The 26,639-nt window shown below is 45.6% G+C and carries 29 protein-coding genes; 26 read left to right on the top strand and 3 right to left on the bottom strand.

Annotation, left to right across the window (positions count from 1 at the left end; all coding sequences use genetic code 11):
* Positions 1–25: 25 nt before the first annotated feature.
* Complete coding sequence (locus AC1DVJ_RS10445; protein ID WP_477590506.1) at positions 26–1,609, top strand: peptide chain release factor 3; 1,584 nt, start codon at positions 26–28, stop codon at positions 1,607–1,609.
* A gap of 129 nt (positions 1,610–1,738) precedes the next feature.
* On the top strand, positions 1,739–2,563 hold the full coding sequence (locus AC1DVJ_RS10440; protein ID WP_477590504.1) for a YheC/YheD family protein: 825 nt from the start codon (positions 1,739–1,741) through the stop codon (positions 2,561–2,563).
* Here the strand turns inward: AC1DVJ_RS10440 and AC1DVJ_RS10435 are convergent.
* Positions 2,558–2,755 (bottom strand): EAL domain-containing protein, encoded by a 198-nt coding sequence (locus AC1DVJ_RS10435; protein WP_477590502.1) that lies wholly within the window; start codon positions 2,753–2,755, stop codon positions 2,558–2,560. The two genes, AC1DVJ_RS10440 and AC1DVJ_RS10435, sit on opposite strands and share 6 nt — an antisense overlap.
* A gap of 223 nt (positions 2,756–2,978) precedes the next feature.
* On the opposite strand from AC1DVJ_RS10435, the gene AC1DVJ_RS10430 reads away from it, so the two are divergent.
* The 4 genes from AC1DVJ_RS10430 (at position 2,979) to AC1DVJ_RS10415 (ending at position 6,994) form a co-directional block, all read left to right on the top strand.
* Positions 2,979–4,013 (top strand): LacI family DNA-binding transcriptional regulator, encoded by a 1,035-nt coding sequence (locus AC1DVJ_RS10430; protein WP_477590500.1) that lies wholly within the window; start codon positions 2,979–2,981, stop codon positions 4,011–4,013.
* 64 nt (positions 4,014–4,077) lie between these two features.
* Positions 4,078–5,217 (top strand): Gfo/Idh/MocA family protein, encoded by a 1,140-nt coding sequence (locus AC1DVJ_RS10425; RefSeq protein WP_477590552.1) that lies wholly within the window; start codon positions 4,078–4,080, stop codon positions 5,215–5,217.
* A gap of 28 nt (positions 5,218–5,245) precedes the next feature.
* On the top strand, positions 5,246–5,878 hold the full coding sequence (locus AC1DVJ_RS10420; RefSeq protein WP_477590498.1) for a ThuA domain-containing protein: 633 nt from the start codon (positions 5,246–5,248) through the stop codon (positions 5,876–5,878).
* 21 nt (positions 5,879–5,899) lie between these two features.
* Entirely contained in the window at positions 5,900–6,994 is a 1,095-nt protein-coding gene (locus AC1DVJ_RS10415; RefSeq protein ID WP_477590497.1) for a Gfo/Idh/MocA family protein, read from the top strand.
* A gap of 82 nt (positions 6,995–7,076) precedes the next feature.
* Here the strand turns inward: AC1DVJ_RS10415 and sspI are convergent, their stop codons facing one another.
* Positions 7,077–7,280: a small acid-soluble spore protein SspI gene (sspI, locus tag AC1DVJ_RS10410; protein ID WP_477590495.1), complete on the bottom strand. Its 204-nt coding sequence runs from the start codon at positions 7,278–7,280 to the stop codon at positions 7,077–7,079.
* 182 nt (positions 7,281–7,462) lie between these two features.
* On the opposite strand from sspI, the gene AC1DVJ_RS10405 reads away from it, so the two are divergent.
* The 4 genes from AC1DVJ_RS10405 to AC1DVJ_RS10390 all read left to right on the top strand — a co-directional run bounded on the left by AC1DVJ_RS10405 (position 7,463) and on the right by AC1DVJ_RS10390 (position 9,536).
* Positions 7,463–8,122, top strand: coding sequence for a potassium channel family protein (locus tag AC1DVJ_RS10405; protein ID WP_477590493.1), 660 nt, complete (start codon positions 7,463–7,465; stop codon positions 8,120–8,122).
* Positions 8,123–8,130: 8 nt separating this feature from the next.
* A complete protein-coding gene (locus AC1DVJ_RS10400) occupies positions 8,131–8,931 on the top strand; it encodes a TrmH family RNA methyltransferase (protein ID WP_477590492.1) in 801 nt (266 codons plus the stop codon).
* A 186-nt stretch (positions 8,932–9,117) separates the two neighbouring features.
* Positions 9,118–9,333, top strand: a complete 216-nt coding sequence (locus tag AC1DVJ_RS10395; RefSeq protein WP_477590490.1) for a hypothetical protein — start codon at positions 9,118–9,120, stop codon at positions 9,331–9,333.
* A complete protein-coding gene (locus AC1DVJ_RS10390) occupies positions 9,330–9,536 on the top strand; it encodes a hypothetical protein (protein ID WP_477590488.1) in 207 nt (68 codons plus the stop codon). Before AC1DVJ_RS10395 ends, AC1DVJ_RS10390 begins: the two co-directional genes overlap by 4 nt.
* Positions 9,537–9,654: 118 nt before the next feature.
* Here the strand turns inward: AC1DVJ_RS10390 and AC1DVJ_RS10385 are convergent, their stop codons facing one another.
* Positions 9,655–9,861: a hypothetical protein gene (locus AC1DVJ_RS10385; protein ID WP_477590487.1), complete on the bottom strand. Its 207-nt coding sequence runs from the start codon at positions 9,859–9,861 to the stop codon at positions 9,655–9,657.
* 325 nt (positions 9,862–10,186) lie between these two features.
* Here AC1DVJ_RS10385 and AC1DVJ_RS10380 point away from each other — a divergent pair, with 325 nt between their 5' ends.
* The 16 genes from AC1DVJ_RS10380 (at position 10,187) to AC1DVJ_RS10305 (ending at position 26,579) form a co-directional block, all read left to right on the top strand.
* Positions 10,187–11,269 (top strand): Gfo/Idh/MocA family protein, encoded by a 1,083-nt coding sequence (locus tag AC1DVJ_RS10380; RefSeq protein WP_477590485.1) that lies wholly within the window; start codon positions 10,187–10,189, stop codon positions 11,267–11,269.
* 109 nt (positions 11,270–11,378) lie between these two features.
* On the top strand, positions 11,379–12,224 hold the full coding sequence (locus AC1DVJ_RS10375; RefSeq protein ID WP_477590484.1) for an ATP-dependent DNA ligase: 846 nt from the start codon (positions 11,379–11,381) through the stop codon (positions 12,222–12,224).
* Between the two features lie 138 nt (positions 12,225–12,362).
* Complete coding sequence (locus tag AC1DVJ_RS10370; RefSeq protein WP_477590483.1) at positions 12,363–13,889, top strand: spore germination protein; 1,527 nt, start codon at positions 12,363–12,365, stop codon at positions 13,887–13,889.
* Positions 13,882–14,994 (top strand): GerAB/ArcD/ProY family transporter, encoded by a 1,113-nt coding sequence (locus AC1DVJ_RS10365; protein WP_477590481.1) that lies wholly within the window; start codon positions 13,882–13,884, stop codon positions 14,992–14,994. The genes AC1DVJ_RS10370 and AC1DVJ_RS10365 overlap by 8 nt, the downstream gene beginning before the upstream one ends.
* Positions 14,991–16,115: a Ger(x)C family spore germination protein gene (locus AC1DVJ_RS10360; RefSeq protein ID WP_477590480.1), complete on the top strand. Its 1,125-nt coding sequence runs from the start codon at positions 14,991–14,993 to the stop codon at positions 16,113–16,115. Before AC1DVJ_RS10365 ends, AC1DVJ_RS10360 begins: the two co-directional genes overlap by 4 nt.
* Positions 16,116–16,305: 190 nt before the next feature.
* The gene (locus AC1DVJ_RS10355) at positions 16,306–17,106 is read left to right on the top strand and encodes a sugar phosphate isomerase/epimerase family protein (protein ID WP_477590478.1); all 801 of its coding nucleotides are present in this window, start codon (positions 16,306–16,308) and stop codon (positions 17,104–17,106) included.
* 31 nt (positions 17,107–17,137) lie between these two features.
* Positions 17,138–18,487, top strand: coding sequence for a TrkH family potassium uptake protein (locus AC1DVJ_RS10350; protein WP_477590476.1), 1,350 nt, complete (start codon positions 17,138–17,140; stop codon positions 18,485–18,487).
* 250 nt (positions 18,488–18,737) lie between these two features.
* Positions 18,738–19,337, top strand: coding sequence for a TerD family protein (locus tag AC1DVJ_RS10345; protein ID WP_477590475.1), 600 nt, complete (start codon positions 18,738–18,740; stop codon positions 19,335–19,337).
* 39 nt (positions 19,338–19,376) lie between these two features.
* Positions 19,377–19,958: a TerD family protein gene (locus AC1DVJ_RS10340; RefSeq protein WP_477590473.1), complete on the top strand. Its 582-nt coding sequence runs from the start codon at positions 19,377–19,379 to the stop codon at positions 19,956–19,958.
* A gap of 221 nt (positions 19,959–20,179) precedes the next feature.
* Positions 20,180–20,926 (top strand): TerC family protein, encoded by a 747-nt coding sequence (locus AC1DVJ_RS10335; protein WP_477590471.1) that lies wholly within the window; start codon positions 20,180–20,182, stop codon positions 20,924–20,926.
* Positions 20,927–20,988: 62 nt separating this feature from the next.
* Complete coding sequence (locus AC1DVJ_RS10330) at positions 20,989–22,092, top strand: HpcH/HpaI aldolase/citrate lyase family protein (RefSeq protein ID WP_477590469.1); 1,104 nt, start codon at positions 20,989–20,991, stop codon at positions 22,090–22,092.
* Positions 22,037–23,452, top strand: a complete 1,416-nt coding sequence (locus tag AC1DVJ_RS10325) for a phosphoribosyltransferase family protein (protein WP_477590467.1) — start codon at positions 22,037–22,039, stop codon at positions 23,450–23,452. Before AC1DVJ_RS10330 ends, AC1DVJ_RS10325 begins: the two co-directional genes overlap by 56 nt.
* Positions 23,425–24,558 carry a cysteine protease StiP family protein gene (locus tag AC1DVJ_RS10320; protein ID WP_477590466.1) on the top strand — a complete coding sequence of 378 codons (1,134 nt, stop codon included), beginning with the start codon at positions 23,425–23,427 and terminating at the stop codon, positions 24,556–24,558. The genes AC1DVJ_RS10325 and AC1DVJ_RS10320 overlap by 28 nt, the downstream gene beginning before the upstream one ends.
* Positions 24,555–25,388, top strand: a complete 834-nt coding sequence (locus AC1DVJ_RS10315; RefSeq protein ID WP_477590464.1) for an HAD family hydrolase — start codon at positions 24,555–24,557, stop codon at positions 25,386–25,388. The genes AC1DVJ_RS10320 and AC1DVJ_RS10315 overlap by 4 nt, the downstream gene beginning before the upstream one ends.
* Positions 25,385–26,407, top strand: coding sequence for an ATP-grasp domain-containing protein (locus AC1DVJ_RS10310; RefSeq protein ID WP_477590462.1), 1,023 nt, complete (start codon positions 25,385–25,387; stop codon positions 26,405–26,407). Before AC1DVJ_RS10315 ends, AC1DVJ_RS10310 begins: the two co-directional genes overlap by 4 nt.
* A gap of 31 nt (positions 26,408–26,438) precedes the next feature.
* Positions 26,439–26,579, top strand: coding sequence for a hypothetical protein (locus tag AC1DVJ_RS10305; RefSeq protein ID WP_477590460.1), 141 nt, complete (start codon positions 26,439–26,441; stop codon positions 26,577–26,579).
* Positions 26,580–26,639 lie beyond the last annotated feature (60 nt).

Below are 26,639 nucleotides of genomic sequence, written 5' to 3'. Positions count from 1 at the left end.
AAAGAAGAAGGGAATAAACGAATACATGAAAACGCAACTCACTAAACTTCTCGAAACTGAAATCGCTAAACGACGGACGTTCGCGATTATTTCTCACCCGGATGCCGGGAAAACAACACTAACAGAGAAACTGCTCCTGTTCGGGGGCGCCATTCGCCTAGCAGGAACGGTTAAAGGCCGTAAAGCGAGTAAACATGCTACGTCTGACTGGATGGAGATCGAGAAACAACGTGGTATCTCTGTAACGTCAAGCGTTATGCAGTTCGATTACGAAGGTCACCGCGTCAACATTCTGGATACGCCTGGTCACCAAGATTTCAGTGAGGACACGTATCGTACACTGACAGCCGCGGATAGCGCGGTCATGTTGATCGACGTTGCCAAAGGGGTCGAGACCCAGACGAAGAAGCTGTTCCAAGTATGTCGTATGCGTGGGATTCCCATTTTCACATTCATTAACAAATTGGACCGTGAGGGCCGTGATCCTTTCGAGTTGCTAGAAGAACTCGAAGAAGTACTTGGCATTCGTTCTTATCCGATGAACTGGCCAATTGGGTCAGGGAAGCAATTCTGTGGTGTTTACGACCGTGGGAAATCGCAATTGGAGCTTTATCAAGGCGATGATCATAAGGATATTGAAGTCCGTAAGGTGGATGGGGTAGAAGATCCATTAGTGAAGCAAATCGCAGGCGAATTCCTCCACAAACAATTGTGCGGAGATATTGAGCTGCTGGATGTTGCTGGGGATCCTTTTGATATGGAAAAAGTCATGAAGGGTGAGCTTACACCTGTTTTCTTTGGTAGTGCGGTCAACAACTTCGGTGTGCAGACGTTCCTTGAGAACTTCCTGCAACTAGCGCCACAACCAGAGCCGCGCACAAGCACAGTTGGTGTGATCGAGCCAACGAGAGAGAAATTCTCTGGTTATGTATTCAAAATTCAAGCGAACATGAACCCTGCTCACCGTGACCGCGTAGCTTTCCTGCGTATCGTCTCCGGTAAGTTCGAACGTGGCATGTCCGTGAAGCATGTAAGGCTTGGCAAGGACATTAAGCTCGCGCAGCCGCAGCAGTTCCTAGCGCAAGATCGTGATATCGTGGAAGAGGCCTTCCCAGGGGATATCATCGGTCTGTTCGATCCAGGTATATTCCGGATTGGCGATTCCTTAAGCGAAGGGGAAGAAGTCATCTTCGATGAGTTACCAACCTTCTCTCCGGAGCTATTCAGCAAAGTATCGATCAAAAATGCTTTGAAGCAAAAGCAGTTCCTGAAAGGGATCGATCAATTAACCGAGGAAGGGATGATCCAAGTCTTCACCACAATTGGGTTCGAGGACATGATTCTTGGTGTCGTTGGTCAACTTCAATTCGAAGTACTGGAGCATCGGATGAAATCGGAATATGGCGTAGATATTCTCTTGCAACGACAGAACTACCAGTTCGCACGTTGGATCATCGATGATAAAATCGATCCGGCTAAATTCCGAATCAACTCGCAATTGGTAAAAGATAAGAAAGGAAATTACGTTGGCTTATTCGAGAGTGAATATGCGCTGYGTTCTTCCATTGATAAAAACCCAAGTGCACAGTTCTTAACGAGTGCGCCTTAATAAAAACATGAAAAAGAGGCTCTCCTGATTCTGTGATTCAGGGGCAGCCTCTTCTTGTTTATTATAGTCGCCAACCGCCAGTTGCCTTCATACACTAGGATGGGGTGAATTCGAAGCTGGAGGCTAGGTATGAAGAAGCGTATAAAGATGCGTACAATTAAGCGTATAAAGAAGATCACCAAGAAAGCGTTAGGCTTGAATAGAGCAAGATATGTAAGCAGCAAAATCGGAAAAACCATGGCCGTCGTGTCGGATGAATCACTTCGCAAGTATGTGCCAAGCACCAAACGTATGACGTCAGCAACCTTACAAGAAATGCTCGATCAATATAAAATGGTCTATGTCAAACCCAATGTAGGGATGTTCGGGAACGGTGTGATCCGTATCGAGTTAACGGGGGAGGACGAAGAACGGTCCTATTCTTACCAATCCGGTGTCACGATCAAAAGGTTCAAAGCCTTCGCTGACATGTACGCCTCTCTCCTTAAACTAACAAGGAAGCGTCGCTATTTGGTACAGAAAGGGATACATTTGTTGACCTATAAGGGGAATCGTTTTGATCTCCGTGTCATGGTTCAGCAGACGCCTGCTCGCAAATGGGAGACCACTGGGGTTATCGGTCGCGTGGCACATCCCTCGAAGATTGTGACGAATTTTCATAATGGAGGTACGCTGAAATCGGTGGATACGTTGCTACAGAAGTATTTGCCGCCTACGGAGAGGAAAGAGTATGTTAAGCAGCTGCATGTGATGGGAATCCAGGTGGCGAAGGCGATTAACGCGCGGTATAGAGGGGTAAAAGAGATCGGGGTCGATGTAGCCTTAGATAAGGATCTGCATCCCTGGGTTCTTGAGGTGAACACAAGTCCGGATCCTTATATTTTTCAGAGATTAAGTGATAAGCGCATTTTTGCAAAAATGAGAAGATACGCCAAAGCATACGGCCGGTTATGAAATCATAACCGGTCTGTTGTCGTACATATGGAAGTTTTGTTCGATGTCATAGGCGGAAATAGGGGGACTTAGCAAGAACCCCTGAATCATTGTACAGGTTGTTTCTTTCAGAATATCAAACTGTCCGATATCCTCAACACCTTCGGCGACCACTTGAATATTGAGGGCATGGCCGAGGTGGATGATGATCATAAAGTGCGAAGGGGAGATAAACAATATTAAGAGTTTGCTTTTATGACAAAAATTGGACTTTATTTTCTTGATTTTTAATGAAAAATTGATGAAAATGTCGAATATTAGCGGAAATCGGGTAAAACGGAAATATCGGAATATGTATTGACAGAAATAGCTTCTGAATGAGAAAATGTACGCGTGTACATAAAAGGTGGGAATGAGCGGAAGGGAGCCTGTCAACATGGTAACGAGAAAAGAGGTTGCTGAGCTAGCCAAGGTATCAGAAGCGACCGTATCTCGTGTGTTCAATGGACTTGGTCCGATGAAGCCTGCAACTAAAGAACGTGTACTTGAAGCGGCGAAAGTGCTTGGATACCACCCTAATGCGATTGCGCAAAGCTTCGCTCGAAGAAGAAGCGGTAATCTCGGAGTTGTGCTTCCGTATATGCCGAAAGTGCATCTGTTTTCCGCGTATTATTTTGCGGAGATTCTGAGCGGAATTGGCGAGCAGGTGAGGGAGCAAGGCTATGACATGTTGTTGTCCCTGCTTACACCGGACGATGAGTTGGATTATGGACGGTTATACCGCTCGCAAAAGGTGGATGCTTGTGTGATTCTGGGTGCACGAGATACCGAGTCCCAGCGAAGCTCTTTGCTGCAATTGCAGGGGCAGGGACATCCATTTTGCTTGGTGAATCAACGGTTTGAGGGGTTATCCTTCCTGGAAGTAGATGCGGATCATGTGGAGGGAAGCTATCAAGCGGTACGCCATTTGCTGGGTGAAGGCTATCGTAAGATTGCATTTCTCAACGGATCCCCGCAGTATTCAAATTCCTTGGATAGACTTCATGGCTATCAAAAGGCAATGCTGGAAGCAGGCTTAAAGGTTGATCCTGAGCTGCAGTTTGAGGGGAACTACAGCCGTACTAGCGGCTATGAATCAGCGGCAAAGGTGTGGGAGATTCGGGATCAGGTAGAAGCTATATTTGCGGCTAATGATCGTATGGCCATTGGATTGATGCAAGGACTGCGCGAACGCGGTTGGGTAGCTGGGCGAGACTTCGCAGTCATTGGTTGCGATGACTCGGATGCTGCGAAGCTAAGTGATCCGCCGCTCAGCAGCATTAAAGTGCCATTCTTTGAAATGGGTAAGCAGGCGGCACGCGCAGTGCTTGCAAGTGTTGGGCAGGGAAGTAATGAGACTCAGCTGCAAGTTAAGCTGCCGACGGAAGTGAAGGTTAGGCAGTCTTCGAGGTGTGGCGTAAGGCGTGATTAGTGAGTGTAGATGTATATGACTTTGGGGAGGCGTGAGTTCGGTGAAGAAAACATTTAATATCGGGATGATTGGCTATAAATTTATGGGAAAAGCGCATAGTCATGCTTATAAAGATTTACCTATGTTCTTCCCACAGACGGCGATTCCGAAGATGAAGCTCATCTGCGGTCGCGACGAGAACGGTGTTCGTCAGGCAACGGAGCAATTCGGCTGGGATGGGTATGTGACAGATTGGCGCGAGCTGGTCACGCATCCCGATATCGACGTGGTCGATATCAATGCGCCAAGTGATGCGCACAAGGAAATTGCTTTGGCGGCGGCGAAGGCCGGCAAGCATCTCTTCTGTGAGAAGCCGCTGGCGCTGACCCTTGCTGATGCAAGGGAGATGCTCGATGCGGCTGAAGAGGCTGGCGTGAAGCACATGGTAGGCTTCAACTATCGGTTTGCACCAGCGGTACAGCTGGCGAAGAAGCTTGTGGCGAGCGGCCGACTCGGCCAGATCTATCACTTCCGTGCTTGGTTCCTGCAGGACTGGATCGTAGATCCGACGTTCCCGTTGGTATGGCGCTTGCAGAAGGAGATCGCAGGCTCTGGCTCGCACGGTGATTTGGGCGCGCATCTCATCGATCTGGCGCACTTCCTTGTGGGTGACATGACGGAGGTTATCGGGATGAGTGAAACGTTCGTGAAGGAGCGTCCGCTTCCAACTTCCATGACAGGGCTTAGTGCCAAAGGCAGTAAAGATGCGCCGCATGGACCGGTTACCGTAGACGATGCGACTTTGTTCATGGCGCGATTTGCGAACGGCGCATTAGGCAGCTTCGAGGCTACACGGTTTGCACCTGGGCACCGGTGTACGAATTCTTTTGAAATTAATGGTAGTAAAGGCAGTGTGAAATTCGATTTCGAGCGATTGAATGAATTACAGGTGTATTTTACAAGTGATGAAGAGGATGTTCAGGGCTTTAGACGCGTGCTAGCAACGGATGCCTCACATGCTTATATGGATGCTTGGTGGCCGGCAGGACATACCATCGGGTATGAACATACATTTGTACATGAAGTGGTGGAGTTGATGACAGCGCTCTCTGAGGATCGTCAGCCGGTTCCAAATTTCGTGGATGGCGTGAAGTGTCAAGAGGTGCTGGAAGCCGTGGATCAATCGATCGCGCAGCGCCGTTGGGTGAGCATTAGCGAAGTATAAAGGGTCAATAGAGAGGAGCAAGTTTGCGATGAGTCAGAAACAAGCATTGATTGTATGGGGTGGCTGGGATGGTCATCAACCCGAGGAGGTTGCGGGGATTTTTGCAGGTTTGCTGCGTGAAGAGGGCTATGGTGTCGAGGTTTCGGATACGCTGGACAGCTTCCGTGATGAGGAGCGTTTGACGAGCATAGATCTTATTGTGCCTGTGTGGACAATGGGGAAGATCGAAAAAGAGCAGCTAACGCCTTTAATCAACGCGGTCAAAGTAGGCGGAACAGGGATTGCAGGTTGTCATGGCGGGATGGCCGATTCCTTCAGAAATGATGTGGAATATCAGTACATGGTGGGCGGCCAATGGGTGGCACATCCAGGGAATGATGGTGTTACCTATACGGTTCGTATGAAAGACAAAGAGCAGCCATTGACTACGGGCATCGGTGATTTCGTTGTTGTATCTGAGAAATATTATATGCATGTCGATCCAGCAAATAAGGTGCATGCGGTGACAGACTTTGACGATGTGGAAATGCCAGTTGTGTGGACCAAAACCTATGGCGCAGGCAAAGTATATTATAACTCACTTGGCCATCAGGCTAACATTGTTCGTATGCCGGAAACATTAGAATTGATGCGACGCGGGTTGCTATGGGCGACACGTTAATCATAAGGGGGAAATAATGCGATGAACAAAATGAAGGTTGGTATTATTGGTTGTGGAAATATAAGTGCGGCTTATATGAAAAATATTCCGACATTTGCACATTTGGAATTAGTTGCTTGTGCAGATATTGACTTGACTAGAGCACAGGCGCGCGCGGAAGAGTTTGCAATTCCTCATGCGTATACCGTGGAACAATTACTAAGTGATCCTCAAGTAGACATCGTGATTAACTTGACGATTCCAGCTGTACATGCGCAGGTATGTATTCAAATTCTAGAAGCGGGTAAACACGCATATGTGGAGAAGCCGCTTGCTGTTACGCGTGAAGAAGGCCAACAGATTTTAGAAGTAGCTAAACGCAAAGGGCTGCTGATTGGCAGTGCGCCAGATACGTTCCTTGGTGGAGGACTACAAACAGCTTTGAAGCTGATCGAAGATGGTTGGATTGGCACACCGATTGCCGCTACAGCATTCATGATGAGCAAAGGACACGAAGGTTGGCATCCAGATCCGGAGTTTTATTATGCCAAAGGCGGCGGTCCGATGTTCGACATGGGTCCTTACTACTTAACTGCCCTAGTGGCATTGTTGGGTCCGATACGCCGTGTAACGGGTTCAACTGCGGTTAGCTTCCCGGAGAGAACGATTACGAGCGAGAAGAAGCGCGGGCAAAAAATTACAGTAGATACGCCAACACACATTGCAGGCGTACTAGATTTCCATAGTGGAGCGATCGCAACACTCGTGACAAGCTTTGATATAATTGGCGGCACACAGTTGCCAAACATTGAAATCTACGGCAGCCACGGCTCCTTGCGTGTGCCTGACCCGAATACATTCGGTGGGAAGGTTCTTATTCGCAAAGGCGGCTCTGATTATGAGCCGATCCCACTTTCACACGGATACACAGATCAGTATCGCGGACTCGGTGTTGCGGCAATGGCACAGGCGTTGATTACGGGGGATAGCTCCGCTCATCGCGCGAACGGCGAGCTAGCCTACCATGTGCTAGAAGCGATGCATGGCTTCCATGATGCGTCCGATTCCGGACAGCATTATGTAATGCGTAGCAGCTGCGAAAAGCCGGCAGCGATGAATCCGTTGACGGTACTATAAATAGAATCCTCCTCGTGATTTGTTCGCGAGGGGGATTTTTTACATTTTTAAAAAGCGATGGTCGATATTTAACGGTTGGATTTCACTGAAGATGTGCCTTGAGTGTTTCGACGAGCGTATCCTGTGTACTAGCTTCTGAATGCTGCCATATGATTTCAAAAAGCACACCTAGTCCAGGTAAAACTTTCTCTTCTCCGCCGATGGACTCTTCAATAACTTCCTTCAGCTCTTCACTTGACTTGTTATTAACCCGCTGGTGGATGGCTTGTCTTAAGGTGATATTCATTCGAGGACCTCGCTTCCATTTCATTCTCGCTATTAATATGTACAGATGAAGATGGCTTCATCCTTCCCACACTTCGCCAATGCGCGGTCGTTGTTCGATTGTGGAGAAGTGAGTATACAGGTTCAAGTATGATATAATGGGATGATGGGATGAATTCTTGGGAATATGGAGGAACGTGAGCGGTGAGAAAACAATTTGCGATTATTGGGATGGGAAGATTCGGTTCAGCTGTCGCTAAGACGTTATCACAATCAGGGTTCGAGGTTCTAGCCATTGATCGGAGCGAAGAAACAGTGCAAGAGGTTTCCGCCTATGTCACACATGCCGTTCAAGCGGATTCAACTGATGAGGAAGCAATGAGGGCATTAGGAATTAGAAATTTTGACGTAGTCGTCGTGGCAATTGGGGAAGATATTCAAGCGAGTATTCTAACTACATTGATTCTCAAAGAAATGGGCATAGAAACGACGATTGTAAAAGCGGTGAATGACCTTCACGGCAAGGTACTCAAGAAAATTGGCGCGGATAAAATCGTCTACCCGGAGCGAGATATGGGACAACGTGTAGCGCATCATATGATTTCATCGAATATTATCGATTATATTGAGCTGTCGGCCGATTATAGTATCCTAGAAATGAAAGCATCGAAACAGATGATTGGTAAAAGCCTGCGTGAGCTTGATGTGCGCGCTAAATTTGGCTGCAATGTGATTGCCATAAAGCAGAATGAGCAGATGATCATCCCGCCGAGTGCGGAAGAGCCAATTAAACAAGATGATATTTTAGTTGTTGTGGGTAAAAATTCGAGTCTTCAAACCTTTGAAGTCACTTTTGCGGAGTAGGTAAATTCATGAGGAATTCATATATAGAAATCATGTCAGTTCAAAATACGAGAGTGAAAGATTGGGCTCTGCTCTTAGAGCGGCGCGGCAGGGAGAAGCAGGGCAAATATATCATAGAAGGCTATCATTTGATTGAGGAAGCATTGAAGGCTGAAGCGCACGTGGAGGTTATTCTTTTTCTAGCGGAAAAAGGAATGCCTATGGAGCTTAACGCGCTCGCTGGCGACCGCGTCGTTGAATGGGTTGGCGTCAGCACAGCGGTGCTCGCCAAATGCTCTGATGCGCAGACTCCGCAAGGCGTCGTGGCGATTGTGGCGCGGCCACAGCTTAGTGCGGAGACGCTGCTCGCCGGCGAGCATGATCTGGTTGTGGTGCTGGACGGCGTCCAGGACCCAGGCAACCTGGGCACGATCATCCGCAGCGCGGATGCCGTCGGGGCCAAAGCGGTCGTATTAGGTCGCGGCACCGTCGACCTGTATAATCCCAAGACGATCCGATCGACGATGGGATCGATGTATCATCTGCCGATTGTGGAGGCAGATTTGGAGGAACTGTTGCCGCGAGCGCGTGAGCGCGGCGTGCAGCTCGTGACGACGAGCCTGCAGGCGCAGGGCTCGTGCTACGACACGGACCTGCGGCAGCCGACGTGGCTGATTCTAGGCAACGAGGCCAAAGGCGTGTCGCCGGAGGTTGCTGCGCAGTCGGATGTGAAGGTTATTATTCCGATGCAGGGCAAGGCGGAATCGCTGAACGTCGCGATGGCGGCGACGGTTTTGTTGTTTGAGGCTGCGCGGCAGCGGATGGTGTAACCAAATTCGGGATTATACCCAGAGATTATCATTTCGTTAACGAGAGACTATGCTAACGCAACCAATAGTTAAGCAAAAACAGGGAGCAGACCGCCACGGGCAGTTGCTCCCTATTTTCATTGAAGTAATTGACGGGATAGTTGAGGAACTTTCGGGGAAAATACCTTGAAAAGGAGGATATTTCCTATGTTTTGGAAGGGATTTAAATATACATTTAGACTAGAGGCTTATGTATTTCTGATCGTATTTATTGTTTTCATGCTAATATTTAATAAATCGGTGGTAGCAGCTCCTCCTAGCGATGGAGAATTAAAGAAAATAAGCCCATATGATCCATATGTTGCCCCCCTTGGAAACATAGATTTGATGAAAGAGGCAATGTTATTCGAATTGTACTTTTGAAGTTTGGAAACACTGGAGCTAGATTCTATGAAATATCTGGTGTAAGAAAGGATGGTCATGGTGGTTTTAATGTAAAGGTTACGGGGTGTGTAGAGCACGGAGCAGTCGTTGACAATGTTGAAATAATTTTAGGATCACCGCATTTCGGCAGTCCATTAGTAGTGGAGGAAATATTAATTACTGGAACTAAAAAAAAAGACTGAAGGAACATTGTTCCACCAGTCTTTTTTTATTAGGTTCAAATTAAAGGTTAGAAAAAACACTCTGTTAAGTAGGTATGAAAACCTAAATTGTTTAAATAATCATCTTATTTCACACAGATTATTGAGAAGTAGCTTGTAGTGTCGATTGAGCTTGACTAATCATTGTTTGTGCTTGTGCTATTTCATTTGATGCTTGCTTAAGAGCTTCTTCACAAAGTGTGGGATTAGCTGCTGATTGTTCAATAGCTTGACTAATAAGACTTTTAGCAATTGTTGTTGCTGCTTCTGCTTTCTTCAACTGGTTTGGATCAATTTGTTGTGCCAATTTTCGAACCTCCAAGATAATGTATTTGAACTAAACAACTGTTATATAATCTTCGATTAATGGTGATTTTATGTACTGGAAAACGAATCAATAAATGAATCGATTTTGAACTTCAAAACATCGAAGTGTTACTAAAGGAGCACAAAGCAGATAAAGACAACCATCGCAATTAATGGAATTTAACGTGTTAATGTCGCGAAATTACACTTCCTTTGGCATGAATATGAACTAAAAAATTGCCAGTCGATATGCTATTCTCAATCTGAATAGCAATGACTGGCAATTTTGATATCATAACCTTTCATAGGAAGAAGGATGGACGACAATGAGCAACAAGCTTCGTATTGGGATCATCGGAACTGGGGGCATTGCTAGGGCGCACATATCTGCGTACAAAAAACTACCCTACGTTGAGATCGTTGGTGTGGCGGACGTTATTCCGGGCAAGGCGTTCGCATTTGCGCAGGCGGAGGGCTTAGCGGAAGCGGCTTCTTTTGACAGCCATACTGAGTTATTGCGCATGGATTTGGATGGGGTCAGTATTTGCACGCCGAACGTCTCTCATCACGTGACTACGGTTGATTCTTTGCGCTCAGGCAAGCATGTGCTGCTTGAAAAACCGATGTCCATCACGCTTCAGGAAGGGATTGACATGACGCAGTCGGCGAAGGAGAGCGGGAAAATGCTAACGCTAGGTTTCCAGCCGCGCTATGATCCGAATATGAAGCTGTTGCAAACGATTGTGCAATCGGGACGACTCGGTAACGTGTACTATGTGGAGACGGGGGGCGGACGCCGCCGAGGTATGCCTGGAGGTACATTCATCAGTCAAAAGCTTGCAGGAGCCGGAGCGATGGCCGATATTGGTTGTTACTCACTGGACATGGCGCTGAACACGCTTGGATACCCTCGACCGTTAACAGTGTCTGCATTCACTTCTAACCATTTTGGTACAAACGCACTGTATCATCCAGAAGCAAGCAAGTTCGAAGTCGAAGATTTCGGTGTAGCGATGGTGCGCTTCGAGAATGATCTTGTGCTGCAGTTCAAAATATCGTGGGCGATGCACATGGATACACTTGGCGCAACGATGTTTCTTGGTACAGATGCGGGTCTTAAAGTTACGCCTGCTGGTGTTGGACCATGGTCAGGTGTGTGGGATGGAGCAGTTGGATCCATCACGCTATTCCATGATGAATTCGGAGGTCATACATCAACGTCGATTCCGCTCGTCGAGCATAAATTGAATCTGTTCGATCAGAAGGTACATGATTTTGCCGAAGCGATTCGGGACGGTCGACCAGCTCCGATACCTGGTGAACAAATTCTCATCCAGCAAGCGATTATTGACGGAGTGCTGCGGTCAGCGGCAGCCCGTCGCGAGGTATCTGTTGAGTTGCCAAGTTAAACGATTGCCTAATAAGGGTTGCTCCACCATTATGTCGTAACACGGGGAAACAGTTTCCATTAGGCAGAAGCATCATAGTGAAGTATCATTTAGAACAGGGTGATATCAAATGTTCATTTCTCCTATGATGCTGTACAATGCCAAAAATAATAAGCCATTTTACAGCAAGAATCATATAGCCGAACTCAAATTAGATGGTTTACGTTGTATTGTTTCCAACATGGATAAACTATATGTGTACACGAAACACAATGACCTGGTTACGCATAAATTCCCTGAGTTACTAAGATGTCCTGTGCCTGAAGGAACCATACTTGATGGTGAATTAGTTGTCATGGATGATCAAGGGAAACCTGACTTTGAAGCGATGTCCGCGAGGTTTTTATCTAAGAAGAATAAGAAACCTGTGGTTTTTTGTGCTTTTGACATTTTGCGATACAAAGGAATAGACGTCACGGGCTTAAGCTTACTAAAGCGTAAAGAGCTATTGGATCAGGCTTTCACTGAAAATGAGAATTATAAAAAGGTTAACATGTTTGAGGGAAATGCTGTTGATTATTTTGAGCAGGTCCGCGAGCGTGGTCTTGAGGGCATTATTATTAAATCCATAAAAGAAAATTCCAACTACGCCATAAACAAACGGTCGATTCAATGGCAAAAAGTGATTAATTGGACTTATGCAGATGTGTATATTTCAGGTTATAGAAAAAGCAATTTTGCTTTTCTGGCCTCTATTGATGCAGCAGATGGATCTAAGCTACCAGTAGGAATCATTGAATCTGGCGTATCACCAAACCATATACAAGCCATAGAACGTGTGAAGAGACGCTTAGTATTCAAGGAAGACAAGAATTTTGCTTATATGGAACCTCGGATCATGGCCAGAATTAAGACGAGGAGCTGGACCCAAAGCGGGCGACTGCGTTCACCGGAATTTATAGAATTCGTTATATGAGCTTGGAGAGACTGGAAGCACCTAGGAAGAATGGGTGATTTCAGTCTCTTTTATATACCCATTCATTTACATAATCTGCATCGATTCCGCGCATGATAGTCATACTATCGAAATGTCAGGATAATGGTGAGTATGACCATGTTTTCCATAAAAAATATGTTGTTCAAATCTAAACCCAAGTTCCAAAAGCCAATCGCGAAGGAGACATCGTCATATAATTTCGTTGCTGATTTGGCTCAAACGAAGATACAATTCCAAGAATCGTTTCGCATGTTTCCTGATTTAGTTTGTAGAGAACTGACCCATAAAGTTACGTATGGTGTCTTTTATCTAAGCCATTTAGCGGATTCAGAACTACTTATTCAAGAAATCCTCAATCGATTAATTGAAATCGAAGATTTGCCTTCACCTGAGAAGCTTGTGGATTTGCTTCCAATAGGTCAGCTGCTGTTGGACGATAATTGGTATCACATGCAGCAACATATTTTACAAGGTTGGACTTATATTCACATAAGCGGATATCCGTATGGTATTCTCGCTAACACGACGAAGCGAAGAGAACGAGCGTTGACTAAGCCGGAAAATGAAAGTCAAATCTTAGGTCCGCAAATCGCTTTTACGGAAAATTTGGAAACCAATTTAGCGCTGATCCATCAATATTTACCTAATCCTGATTTAAGCGAAATAGCAATGAATATGGGTGAAAACACCAAAACCAACATACGTCTCGTTTACTTGAATAACCGAGCCGATTTAGAAATGGTTACACATATTTATAATTGCATACAAGCGTTGGATCTGGAAGCGCTATTAGATGCAACGATTTTAGCGCAATGGATGGAGGATAACCCCAGTTCCGCTTTTCCGCAAATGATTACGACAGAAAGAGTAGATCGGGCCATATTTCCCCTGCTGGAAGGAAAGGTTGTTATTGTTGTAAACGGCAGCCCACAAGTTATTATCTGTCCATCCACGTTTTTAGATTTTTTTAAGTCTATTGAAGATTATTATTATAGATGGGTTACAGGGTTGTTTTTGCGAGGACTGCGAATTGTGGGTATTGCTATTTCCCTTTTCGCTACGGCCATCTATGTTGCTGCTCTTACGTACCATTACGAAATCATTCCACAGGCATTTCTGGTCCCACTTGCCCAATCCCGTGCCAGAGTACCTTTTCCTCCACTTGTAGAAGCGCTGATGCTGGAAATGATCATTCAGTTATTAAGTGAAGCAGGTGCAAGACTACCATCCAAAGTAGGTCAAACCATGGGGATTGTTGGCGGTATTGTCATAGGGCAGGCAGCAGTACAAGCAGGCTTCACCAGCAATATTTTAATCATCATCGTTGCTCTAAGCGCCTTATCCTCGTTCACAACCCCGGTGTTTGCCATGGCGAATACGATCCGGATTATTCGATTTCCAATTATTCTATCAGCAGGTATAATTGGCGGTTTAGGTATCACTGTAAGCATCGCTTTTTTAATTTTGCATTTACTAAGGCAATCCAGTCTGGGGCAACCTTATTTCTACCCTCCTTATACAATTGAAGATAAAAACAAACGAGACGGCCTTATCAGGCTCCCTTACAAAGCGGTCCCGAAACGATCGGTATTCGCTAACATGGGGGAGAACAACCTGAAGGGAAACAAGGATATCGATGAGTAAAACACAACAAACGTATATGTATAGCAGCTTTCTACTCATGTTTATTATCCATGACACTCAGGTGGGGGTAGGTCTTCCCGGTTACCAAAGAATTGTGTTTGGTATTGCAGGCCATGATGCGTGGATTGTTGTCCTGATTGCTGGCTTACTTACACAGCTCGTGGTCTGGTTGATGATTAAAACATTGGCGAAATTCGAAAGTAAGGACCTCTATGACATTCATTTACTGGTCTATGGAAAAATGATCGGCAATGTCGCGAATCTGGTCTACATGGTTTATTTCTTAATCGCAACCATCATTGTGATGCGCAATTATATCGAAATGATTCAGGTCTGGTTATTTCCAAATGCCCCACAATGGGTGCTTGCGTTATTGATTACAAGTGTTGTTTTTTATGGTGTTAATGGGGGCTTGCGAACGATTGTAGGCGCTTGTTTCATGTTTGTGACTCTTACGGTTTGGCTTATTTTCTTACTTTACTTTCCTTTGATATATGCGGATTGGACGGGGGTACTACCCCTATTGGAAGCAGATCTGAAGCATCTGAGTAAAGGTGTTCTTTCGATGTCATTCACAATGACAGGGTTCGAAATTCTTTATTTTATTTACGCGTATGCCAAAGATAAGTCCAAAGTCCAACGGTTTACCCAAATTGGTTTAATGAGTGTAACCTTGGTGTACACAGCAGTGATGTTTGTTTCTATTGTTTTCTTCAGTGGAGGCGAGCTTTTGAAGACGGATTGGGCTACGTTTACGATGCTGAAAATTATCAAATTTCCGTTTTTGGAACGGTTTGAATATATAGGCGTTAGCTTATGGTTGTTAGTGATCGTGCCAAATCTGCTCATGTATAGCTGGGCGGCGACGAAGGGACTCAAACGCACTTTTGCATGGAAACAAAAATATTGGTTGTATCTATTCATGGGAGTTGCCTGGATCGCTTGTTCTTTTGTTGACTCACGGACTCAGATTGATTATATGAATAATCTTTTTGCAAAGTGGGCGGTCTATATCGTTTACGTGTATCCGGTGGTGCTCTTCGGAATTGTTCAATTTCATTTCTGGAGGCAAAAGAAAAGGAGTCAGTCAGAGGTGATCGCGTGAAAAGATTCAATATCATTTTCCTCGTAATGCTTGTATTCATTTTGGTAAGCAGCTTACATTTGGAGACAAATGTGTTGGAGAAATTAGGAATGACGATTGCAGCCGGGTATGACCAAGGGGAAGGCGATAAAATTAAGGCTACCTACGTGATCCATCAGATCGATCCGAATGCCAAATCCTCTGTCATGACGATCACTTCTGAGGGACTAGCCAGTAAAGGAGCTCGTGTTGCCGCTAACCGTAAATCGAGTAAGAAAGTCGTTTCAGGTCAACTTCGGGTCGCTATTTATGATTATAAACTTGCCCAGGCTGGACTTCTACCATTGGTAGACACCTTATTTCGAGATGCTTCCATTGCCAGTACGGTTTATATGGCTGTCAGTAAAGACAATGCAGAAGATCTATTAATGCATAAATATACGCAGTTCCCGGATGTTGGAACCTTTATTGTAGACAACATCCACCAGAATATTATGGATGAACAGATGGTTTCAGGCACACTTCATGAATTCCTCTCAGCCTTATATTCTACGGCAGATCCCATGGTACCGCTTCTACAACGAAAAGGCGATACGGTAGAGCTAAAAGATGTGGCCGTATTCAGTGGTGATAAAATGGTAGGTACAGTAGACCCAAGGGAAGCTTTCTTCCTCAAGACGATACGGGACCGATATAAAGCGGGTAGCGTAGAACTGTTCTTAGATACGAATCAGTTGGGAGATATCGTGAAGAATGTCAAAGATAAGACCGTACGAGTTGTGGTGGAGAATATAGCTAGTGATAGCACCAAAAAGTTGATCAGCCGAGACCCGCTTAAATTTCAGGTGAATATCAAATTGAAGGGCATGCTTACGGAAAGTTCTGCGCAGCTTGATCTCGGCCAAGCCAGTGTCATTCAAGCCCTGCAAAAGCAAATGAATGATAAGTCTGAAGAACATATACAAGCTTTGTTAAAGAAATTAACTGCACTAGATTCGGATCCAATCGGATTTGGAGAAGTCTTCCGAAGTCGGGTGTATCACTCCAATCTAACGAGCGATTCATGGCATGAGATGTACAAAACGGCATCGTATGATGTCCATGTCGACATGCGACTCGTGCGGTTGGGTCAAATACAGTAAGAGGACTATCGATTTCTATGTGAATCAGAATACGGCAGGCACCAAAACCATTACCTTCCGCTACGCTGCAGCGGCTGTGACCGAATGACGGGTCTATAACCGAAAAAGGTTAAAAATTTACACTAGTCAAATAATACCAGATGCTTTAAGCTTGACTCATTGATGGATTAAGATGAGGAGGCTACTACAGATGGAAATCAAATTATTTAAAGCGTTATGGGGCATGGAAGGTTCTCTAGAGTCCCAGTTTGAGCGAATTGCTGCAGCGGGCTATGTCGGAATTGAAGCGCCAATGCCTACGCTTGCGGAGGAAGATCAGTTCCGTAAGCTGTTGGAAGCGCATCAATTAGACTATATTGCCATGGTATTTACCGCGGGACCTGACCATGTCGCTTCCTTTGGTGAGCAAGTGGCGCGTGCGGTTTCATTTCGTCCCATTAGCATTACGTCACATAGTGCTAAGGATTCGATGCCTTTTGAAGAGCAAGTCGAATTCTTTCGTGAAGCGGCTGTAATTGAGAAGAGATATGGGATTGCGATTGGCCATGAGACTCATCGCGGCAGATCGTTGTACAATCCATGGGAAACCGGAAGACTGCTGGATGCCGTGCCTGAGATCAAACTAACAGCTGATTACAGCCATTGGTGCTGTGTAACGGAGACTACCTTGGAGCAACAAGAGGAGAATCTGCGTAAATCGTTCTCACGTGTACAGCATATTCACGGCCGCGTAGGTTACGCACAGGGTCCGCAGGTACCAGATCCACGAGCACCGGAGTACGCACACGAATTGCAGCGGCATTTGAGCTGGTGGGATAGTATTGTCCAAGCGCACCAGCAGCAAGGCCGAGCGGCAATTACTTTTACCCCAGAATTTGGTCCTCCGGGCTATTTGCACACCTTGCCGTTTACGAACCAACCAGTTGCAGATTTATGGGATGTTTGCCTTTGGATGGGAAAACATTTCAAAGGACAATATAAACATGTCTAATCCTATTACTCTCTGTTGAAGGTAAAACAACATGCTAAGAAAATTACAGAAAATGCCTGCCTCAAGACATATTGTTATCGCATATTTGATCGGTATAGTTCTCATTGCCGTTCTTCTTAAATTACCTATTAGCTTAAAAGAAGGCGCCACAATTTCTTTTGTGGACGCCCTTTTTACATCAGCTAGTGCTGTCAGTGTGACGGGTCTGACGACTGTGGGCATCAAAGATACGCTAAGCGGCTTCGGAATTGGCGTACTGATCATTGCTTTTCAATTCGGCGGCATCGGCGTAATGACACTAGGCAGCTTTTATTGGCTGTTGTTCGGACAAGAGATTGGATTGCTGCAGCGTAAGATGATTATGATTGACCAGAATCGCCACAATCTATCTGGGTTGGTTCAGTTAATGCAGATGGTACTGGGCTTTACACTGATCCTAGAGGCGATTAGCACAGTGGTGTTTGGCTTGTATTTTTATTTCGCTGGCGAATACGGGTCGATTTGGAGCGCCTTGTACTATGGTATGTTTCATACCATTTCGGCGTTTACGAATGCTGGTTTTGATCTGTTCGGCAACTCTTTACTTGATTATTCGGAGGATTATTTCGTACAGGTGTTTACAATCGTATTGATTGTTTTAGGCGGTATCGGATTTCCAGTATTGGCAGAACTGCGAGAGTACTTGTGGGGCGGACATACGAATTTCCGATTCTCCCTGTTTACCAAGCTGACACTCGTTACGACATCTGCGTTATTGCTGTTCGGCGCGATCGGCTTTTGGTTAACGGAGCGGACACATGCTTTGGCAGGGATGAGCTGGCATGGGAAAATACTTAGCGCACTCTTCACATCCGTCACATCTCGCAGCGCAGGGCTGACAACCATTGATATGTCCACAATTACAGAGGCAAGCTTACTGCTTGTATCCATACTGATGTTTATTGGGGCAAGCCCATCTAGTATGGGAGGCGGCGTTCGAACAACGACCGTAGCCGTTATTGTCCTGGCTCTTGTTGCTTATGCTCGCGGTGAGAAGGAGCCGAAGGTCTATGGTCGGATGATTAGCCAAGAGGACTCGCTCAAAAGCTTTGTGTTTTTTCTCACTGGTATTGCACTGCTTCTTGCAGGGGTGTTCATGCTGCTGCTGGCAGAGCCGAACCGCTGGGGAGTGTCCGCTATCCTGTTCGAGGTCGCTTCGGCATTCGGAACGTGCGGTTTATCTACGGGTATCACCGCTGATCTTAGCAGCGTTAGTAAAATCTCACTCATCGTGCTCATGTTCATCGGACGCATCGGTCTGTTTCTGTTCTATTCCTTATTTACCAATGGGAAAAAGAAACCTCTCATCCGGTATCCGGAAGAAAAGCTGATCATAGGTTGAGCGCCAGAAGGCCTTGACTGAAAATTCCTATTGGAAATTATTTGAATACCACAAGTTGTAAAATGTTATAATAGATGAAGGTGCAGCCTAGGATCACTCTGTGGCTGCTTTTCTTTTGAAATCTGGGGGATTTTGACTGTAGAAGTCGAATTCACAAATAATTTACCCAGGAAAGTGAAACGTGATTGAATTTCATGCGTATCAGATAAGGGAGTTCACTAAAACAGGTAATCGAAGGGAGGTGACCTCGTTGACAATTAGTTTAGTCAAAGGTCAAAAGATCGATTTAACAAAAGGTAACGCAGGTCTTTCTAAAGTTGTGGTTGGGTTAGGTTGGGATCCTGCTGTTGTAGAGAAGAAGGGATTCTTCGGTTCGAAGAAATCGGCAGTCGAAATTGATTGCGACGCATCCGTTATTTTATTGGATGAAAAGGGAAGAATAACGAACCAGAAGCATGTGGTTTATTTTGCCAATCTACAAAGTCCTGATGGCTCGGTCGTTCACTCTGGTGATAACCGTACGGGCGATGGCGATGGCGACGATGAGACAGTTTCCGTTAATTTAGGACAAGTTCCTGCTGATGTGAGCAAAATTGTTTTCGTTGTTAATATTTATGACTGTGTGAATAGAAAGCAAGATTTCGGGCTCATTCAATCCGCTTATATTCGTGTGTTGAATGGTGCGAATCAACAAGAGTTGGTGAAGTTCAATCTAACCGACAACTATTCAGGCATGTCCTCCCTCATTGTTGGTGAAATTTACCGCCACAGCGGCGAATGGAAATTTAGCGCAATCGGTGAAGGCAGCACAGATACAACCATTGGACAATTGGTCAAAAGATATCAGTAATGGCACAGCCAAATCTTATATAAAGAGAGGATTTTTCATATGTCAATTTCATTATCTAAAGGTCAGAAAGTCGATTTGACGAAAACAAACCCAGGCTTGACGAAAGTTATCGTTGGCTTAGGTTGGGATACGAACAAATATGATGGCGGCAAGGATTTCGATTTGGATGCTTCCATTTTTGCAGCGAACGCTGCTGGTAAAGTTGCCAACGAATCTGATTTTATTTTCTACAACAATCGTAAAAACTCGAACGGTTCTATCGAGCACAAAGGTGACAATCGTACGGGCGCAGGCGATGGCGACGATGAAGTCATCAGCGTTGATCTTAGTACAGTGCCGGCTGAAACTGAGAAAATTGCTTTCTGTATTACGATTCATGATGCAGAAGCAAGATCGCAAAATTTTGGACAAGTTTCCAACGCTTACGTACGTGTACTTAACGAAGGATCTGGTGCCGAATTAATTCGTTTCGACCTTGGCGAGGATTTCTCCGTTGAAACAGGTGTTGTGATTGGCGAACTTTATCGTCATAGCGGCGAGTGGAAATTTAGTGCAATCGGCAGTGGATATAAAGACGGTCTAGCAGGGTTAGCACGCGATTATGGTTTGCAAACTTCTTAAGATTGAAATCTAAATAAATAAGGTKGTGCTTTCTGAGCACCACCTTCCCTACTCTTCTGAATCAATTCGACTCGAGAAACGGTGTTCACTTGACCAGCTTTGTTGCGTTATGGATTGGAAATCAATGATCCGAGGAAACGAAAACGTGATATCGGAGAATGATATAGATGGGGCTAGATTACATAATTACGAATAGCTAATAACACAGGGGGTCCACCTTAATGTCAGAATTTTTCCAAAGCTTTGTTGATAATTTCATGAACTTTTTTAGTTGGGACGTACTCTCAGCAACACTCACAGATCCCGTAAACTGGGGTATTATTGGTACACTCGTGCTTCTAGAGGGATTATTATCTGCAGATAATGCGCTCGTACTTGCTGTGATGGTGAAACACTTACCGAAGGAACAGCAGAAGAGAGCCTTATTCTACGGTTTGCTAGGTGCTTACGTATTTAGGTTTATCGCGATTGGCATAGGTACGTTCTTAGTCAAGATTACCTGGATTAAAGTAGCCGGTGGGGCGTATCTGCTCTGGATTGCTTATAGTAATCTCTTTATGAAGAAACATGACGATGGAAGCGGGGAAGTCAAGAATAAAGGTCTTTCCTTCTGGCGTACGGTGCTTGCCGTAGAAATCATGGATATTGCATTTAGTGTCGATAGCGTTCTTGCTGCATTCGGTGTAAGTGATAAGGTATGGGTATTGTTCTTGGGTGGTATCTTGGGCGTTCTGATGATGAGAGGCGTGGCGCAAGTCTTCTTGAAACTCATTGACAAGATTCCGGAATTGGAAAAAACAGCGTTTATTTTGATTATTGTTATCGGTCTCAAAATGATTGCTGGCGCATTCGGTTTCCACGTTTCACATGTGATCTTCTTCTCCGTCATTATTGCTTTGTTCGGAGGAACCATTATTCTTAGTATGCTCCGCAAAAAGGACAAGTCAGGATCTGTAAAAGAATCATAAGAATAACGAATGGACAATCCCTCCTTTATGGAGGGATTGTTTAATAAGAGGGAGGAATCGGCATGCGATATTTCAATTATTTAACAGCGGATGAAGAGAAAGCTTTGTTTTACTTACCGCCGAATTCCTTCCATAATCATTCGCACAAAGACATTTTAGCTCATTCCGTTGGCGCTGCCTTGTACATGCCAGCGACACGTCGTACGTTCGCAGAAGATATAGCCTTTGGTAAAATCGAAGGCCTAGTGTCCGTTGTCCTTGATCTAGAAGATGCAGTTGGTGATAACGAAGTACATGCTGCGGAGGAATCACTTATTGGGCAAATGAACCAGATTGCCCATTGGATGGATGTTGGTATTTTAAGCTCAGACAATCTGCCATTGATATTCGTTCGCGTGAGAAGCGTGAATCAGTTGAACTATGTGCTGGAGAGGTTGGAGGAGAATGCCGCCCTTCTAACGGGTATCGTATTCCCGAAATTTACTGTAGACAATGGCGAGGATTATTTTCAAGTACTAGAAAATTACAATGATGAGAAATCGGAAACGGCACCAACCTTGTACGGATTACCGATTCTGGAATCTGCCTCGATTATTTATAAAGAAAGCCGCACTTCTACTTTACTGGCGATTAACGAAATTATAACGAATTTTAAGGACTTGGTATTAAACGTACGGATTGGCGCTACAGATTTCTCAAGCTTATTTGGGCTCCGCAGAAGTCCGGACCGAACCATTTACGACATCGCACCCATTCGGGATTGTGTCGCGGATATTATTAATATTTTTGGTCGTATGGAGGCTTGCAACGTGATCTCTGGACCTGTGTGGGAATATTTCCCTACGAAAGGGCTCATTCACGAAGTGATGCTGGATAAGGAAAATGGCATGATCGGCAAAACCATTATTCATCCCACGCACATTAAGCCGGTTCAATCGCTCTATGCGGTCACGCATGAAGAATATACCGATGCCACGAGTATTCTGATGAACCATCATGGCGACCTCGGGGTGATGAAGAGCGCCTACGGCAATAAGATGAATGAATTCAAACCCCATTTCAATTGGGCGAAACGTATTCTTTTACGATCACAAATATATGGGGTGCTGCATGAACAACAATCCTTTGATGGACTATTCATTGGGCCTAACCGAGCGTACGTATAAAATCGCTGGCGATCTGGAGCTTCACGTCACCGTGACCTCCAATCCCCATGGCATCCCGCTGGATGCGTTATTCGCAATGGCGGCGAGAATTAATAAGAAACGATCCTTTTTGTTCGTGAGCAAGGTGCTCGGCAAACATATCCCAGTGAATCCATACACTTCACTGTTAAGTGGAACAACACTTGCGTTGTTACTGGAGCAGGCTTTACAGGGAACGAAGTACGAAGAGAAGGTACAGCTAGCTATTGCGGGGCTCGTATATCCGGAGAAAGCAGAATCGGCCTATAAGGCGATCATGTCTGAGCGTATAGATTTGCAGCAGCCCATCGCTTTCATTGGATTTGCTGAAACAGCGACGGCCATTGGTCATGCGGTATATGAGGCTTTTGGGCAGGGAAGTCATTATTTACATACGACACGTGAAGTGATTGAAGAATCACCGACCATCCTTCAGTTCGAAGAGGAGCATTCGCATGCCATGGCACACTATGGCTATTCGGACGACCCTGCCATGCTTGCACAGCCCGAAATTCTCGTTCTCGTTGATGACGAGATTACGACAGGCAAAACCTCACTCAATATTATTCGTGACCTGCAGGGAAAATACCCAAAGAAAGTCTACTACGTGCTAGCGTTGCTCGATTGGCGTAAAGAGGAAGACATCTTGCAATTTGCTCAATTAGAGCAGGAGTTAAACATCACGATTCATGTCATTTCACTGATTCGAGGGAAGACGACGGTATTTGGCTCAAGCGAGAGCTTATCCCTCCAAGCACCTAGCCCCTTGCAAGAGGAGCGAACTGGACTCCTGCAAATCGCCTATGTGAATCAGCTATTCTCACACGCCCCATTTGCAGGCAACCGTCCCTATTTGCAGCATAGTGGAAGATTCGGTCTTACACCACCCAATAACAGACAATTGGATCGTTCCATCACGCAAACGGCAGAGCGACTCAAACGTATGCGTACGGGGATCAAGACACTCTGTGTGGGTACTGGGGAGTTTATGTATATCCCCATGCGTATTGCTGCTGAGATGGGTGCAGGAGTGTCTTATCAATCCACAACACGCAGTCCTATTCATATCATTGAACACGGTGACTACGCGGTGAAAGATGGACATGCTTTTCCTTCACCAGAGGATGAACATGTCGTGCACTTTTTCTACAATATCCCGTACGGCATGTACCAGGAGCTTTTTCTTTTTATGGAAAGAGAAGCCTCCCCCTCATCGATGGAGCCAATCTTGCGCATCCTCCAAACAAGGGGGCTGCACACCTTGCATATCGTCTTCTTTTCACCTCAGACAGTCGCTTGGAAGGAGGCTAAGGTATGGAAGCTTGGCGAGCCAGACCAATAGCTGCGCCCCAACCGATGGGCAGCTATTCGCCAGCTGATGTGACATTTCTACTGAAGGATATCAGCGATGTACAGTTGGAAGTCGCATTAGATGCCAGAGAAAGGGCCATCCAATCCGGCACCCACTATTCGGAAATGCTTCCGCAAGAGCATCTGCCATCCTCGGATTATTTGACTCTTTATCAAGAAACCCTAGAGCAGTCTGCAGAGAAAGTAGCCGTATCTGTGGGGGCCGTAGCCGAGATTATCCGAGATAAGAAAGGGCCGAATACCGTTCTCGTTTCCTTAGCTAGAGCGGGTACGCCTGTCGGTATTTTGATTAAGCGATACCTGGAAGATATCCATCAGCTGAATTTACCGCATTATAGCATCTCGATTATTCGTGGCAAGGGGATTGATGAGAACGCGCTCTTGTATATGCTGCAGAAGCATCCTGATGCAAGGCTGCAATTCATTGATGGATGGACAGGCAAGGGCGCCATACGTAAGGTGCTTACCCAAGCTTGTGACAAAATGGCAAGAGAATACGGGATCATCCTGGACGATGATCTAGCGGTGCTCGCCGATCCGGGCCATTGCACGGATATGTTCGGAACCCGCGAGGACTTTCTCATTCCAAGCGCATGCTTGAACTCGACGGTCTCTGGTTTAATGAGCCGTACGGTGCTGCGCGACGATCTGATTGGACCCCATGATTTTCATGGCTCGAAATATTACAGCGAATGGCTAGATCAAGATCAGTCAACGCATTTCATCAATACGATTGTGCCTTATTTCAGTGAGGTGACCAAGGGAGCTCAGGCGATTGCTCAACAAATTAAGACCCATCCACCTGAGATTTCCTGGTATGGCTTGCGAGATATTCAAGCGATTCAGACGACCTATCAGATGGCAGATATCAATCTGATTAAGCCAGGAGTAGGAGAAACAACTCGCGTACTGCTCAGGAGAGTGCCGTGGCGGATCTTGGTAGACCGCATGGATAATCCGCATATTCGGCATATCCTGCTTTTAGCTGAGGCACGTGGGGTACCCGTTGAAGTGTATCCCGGTCTCACCTATTCATGTTGCGGCCTCATACAATCCGTGAAAGGGGATGCCGAATGATTTATGCAAGTGATTTAGATCAGACCTTAATCTATTCCCAGCCGACAGATCGTGCAGAGCATTTGGGGGATCGAATCATGATCGCCGAGCTTATTGATGGCAAGGTAAGATCCTATATGTCTTCGAATACGTATCAACGCCTGCAAGAGCTGATGAATGAACTTATTTTCATACCTGTGACAACCAGAACCATTGCACAATATGAGCGAATCCATCTCATCAGTCAAATCCTGAAACCCCAATATGCGGTGACTAGTAATGGGGGAAATATGCTGATTAATGGAAAGGTGAATACGGAATGGCGAGATCATGTAAGGACACGCGTTAGCGAGACAAGTGCCGCTGTCGAGGATATGCTGCCTGTTATGCATGGCGTGCTCGGTCAGGATTGGGTGATTAGCTCGAGCTTTTGCGATGAGTTATTCTACTCCCACATCGTCGATCGCGACCGTATGCCGCTGCAGGAAATAGCCGATCTCAGCACACAACTGAAAGGGAAGGGCTGGCGTACCTCTGTGCAAGGAAGAAAGGTGTACATCGTCCCTGAGGCTGTGAGCAAAGGTGCAGCGGTCGCCCACCTGAGCCAGGTTCTTGGCGGACGGAAAGTCATCGCTTCCGGAGATTCACTTCTGGATCAGAGCTTGTTAGACATCGCAGATTATGCCATTGCTCCAGGTCATGGAGAGTTATTCCGCCAAGAGCAAATGGGACAGTCCGGGAACTATAGATTCACCGAAGAATCCGGTATTTTCGCAGCGGATGATATCACTTCATTTGTACATTCCACACAGATAGAGCACAAAAAGTTGCTCGTAAAGGAGCCCTCATGAAAAAAGTATGGTTTAACCGTTGGTTTTCTGTCGCTTATCATTACATGAACAGCATTCGTAACAATGAGGATGGGGTTCAGTTCAAAATGTATGCTACGCATACAGATCGTTCCCACATGGCGCTGAGATCGGCAGATTTTGCGGATACCGAGCCAGTTCTCGCCGCCGATGACTATGTAGAGTTCGCGCTGAGCTTTTGCAAGCAGCATGGTATCGATGTATTTATCCCTAGGTTGCAAATGTACGCCATCGCCAAGCATATTGATGAGTTTGAAAAAATAGGTACAAAAGTGACGGTTTGCCGCGATCTAGAGCTCCTAGAAAGCATCATGGAAAAACAAAAGTTTTACGAAAACATACGACCTAAGGGTATCGTCGCGATTCCCGATTATCATGTGGTAAATACGGCGGAGCAGTTTCTACAAGCTCATGAGGCGCTTACAGCGGCCGGTCACGGGATCTGTATGAAGCCAACTAATGGCGAAGGCGGCAATGGATTTCGGATTGTCAGCAATAAGCGGAATGCCCTCAATGATATGTTTGGACCGGTAATGCCGTATCTCACCAAAGAGCAAGTGTACCAGAACTTATCGACTGTGGAACGTTTTGACGATGTCATGGTTATGGAATTACTTAATGGCTACGAATACAGCATCGATTGTTTGGCTTCCGCATCCGGCGAGCTGCTTGCCGCTGTTCCACGTCGTAAAGCGGATGGACGCTTGCGGCTATTAGAGGAGGTTCCAGAGCTGATCGAGCTTGCTAATCAAGTAGCTGCCACGTACCGTATTCCTTTTAACTATAATATTCAAATCAAATATAGTCAGGGTGTCCCGAAGCTGCTGGAGATTAATCCTAGAATGTCGGGCGGTCTACAAGTTAGCTGCCTGTCAGGTGTTAATTTTCCATATTTAGGGGTGAAAGCGGTTCTTGGTGAAAAGGTTGACGTCCAGAAGCCTACCTTCGGGATATTGGCGAGTCATCTGGAGCAATATGTTATTATGAATCTTAGTGAATAATCAGTGCCGCGCATCATATCTTTGATAATAGATGATCATTCGTATCAATCAGTCAAAGTGGGTGCGCATTATGATCGTAGGCGGGATTATCCTATTCGGAATTATTGTAACGTTAATTGTGATAGCCAGTGCAGAGAAAGCGGAATATGTGTCCAATTTTATCGATAAATAGTCATCTTTGAAGCCTGAAAAGGTTTCTTTTTTTTGCTTTGATTTGGTAGAATAGGAGATA

Source organism: Paenibacillus sp. P4_A9, assembly GCF_056402415.1.
This window is presented reverse-complemented; position numbering and strand designations above follow the sequence as displayed.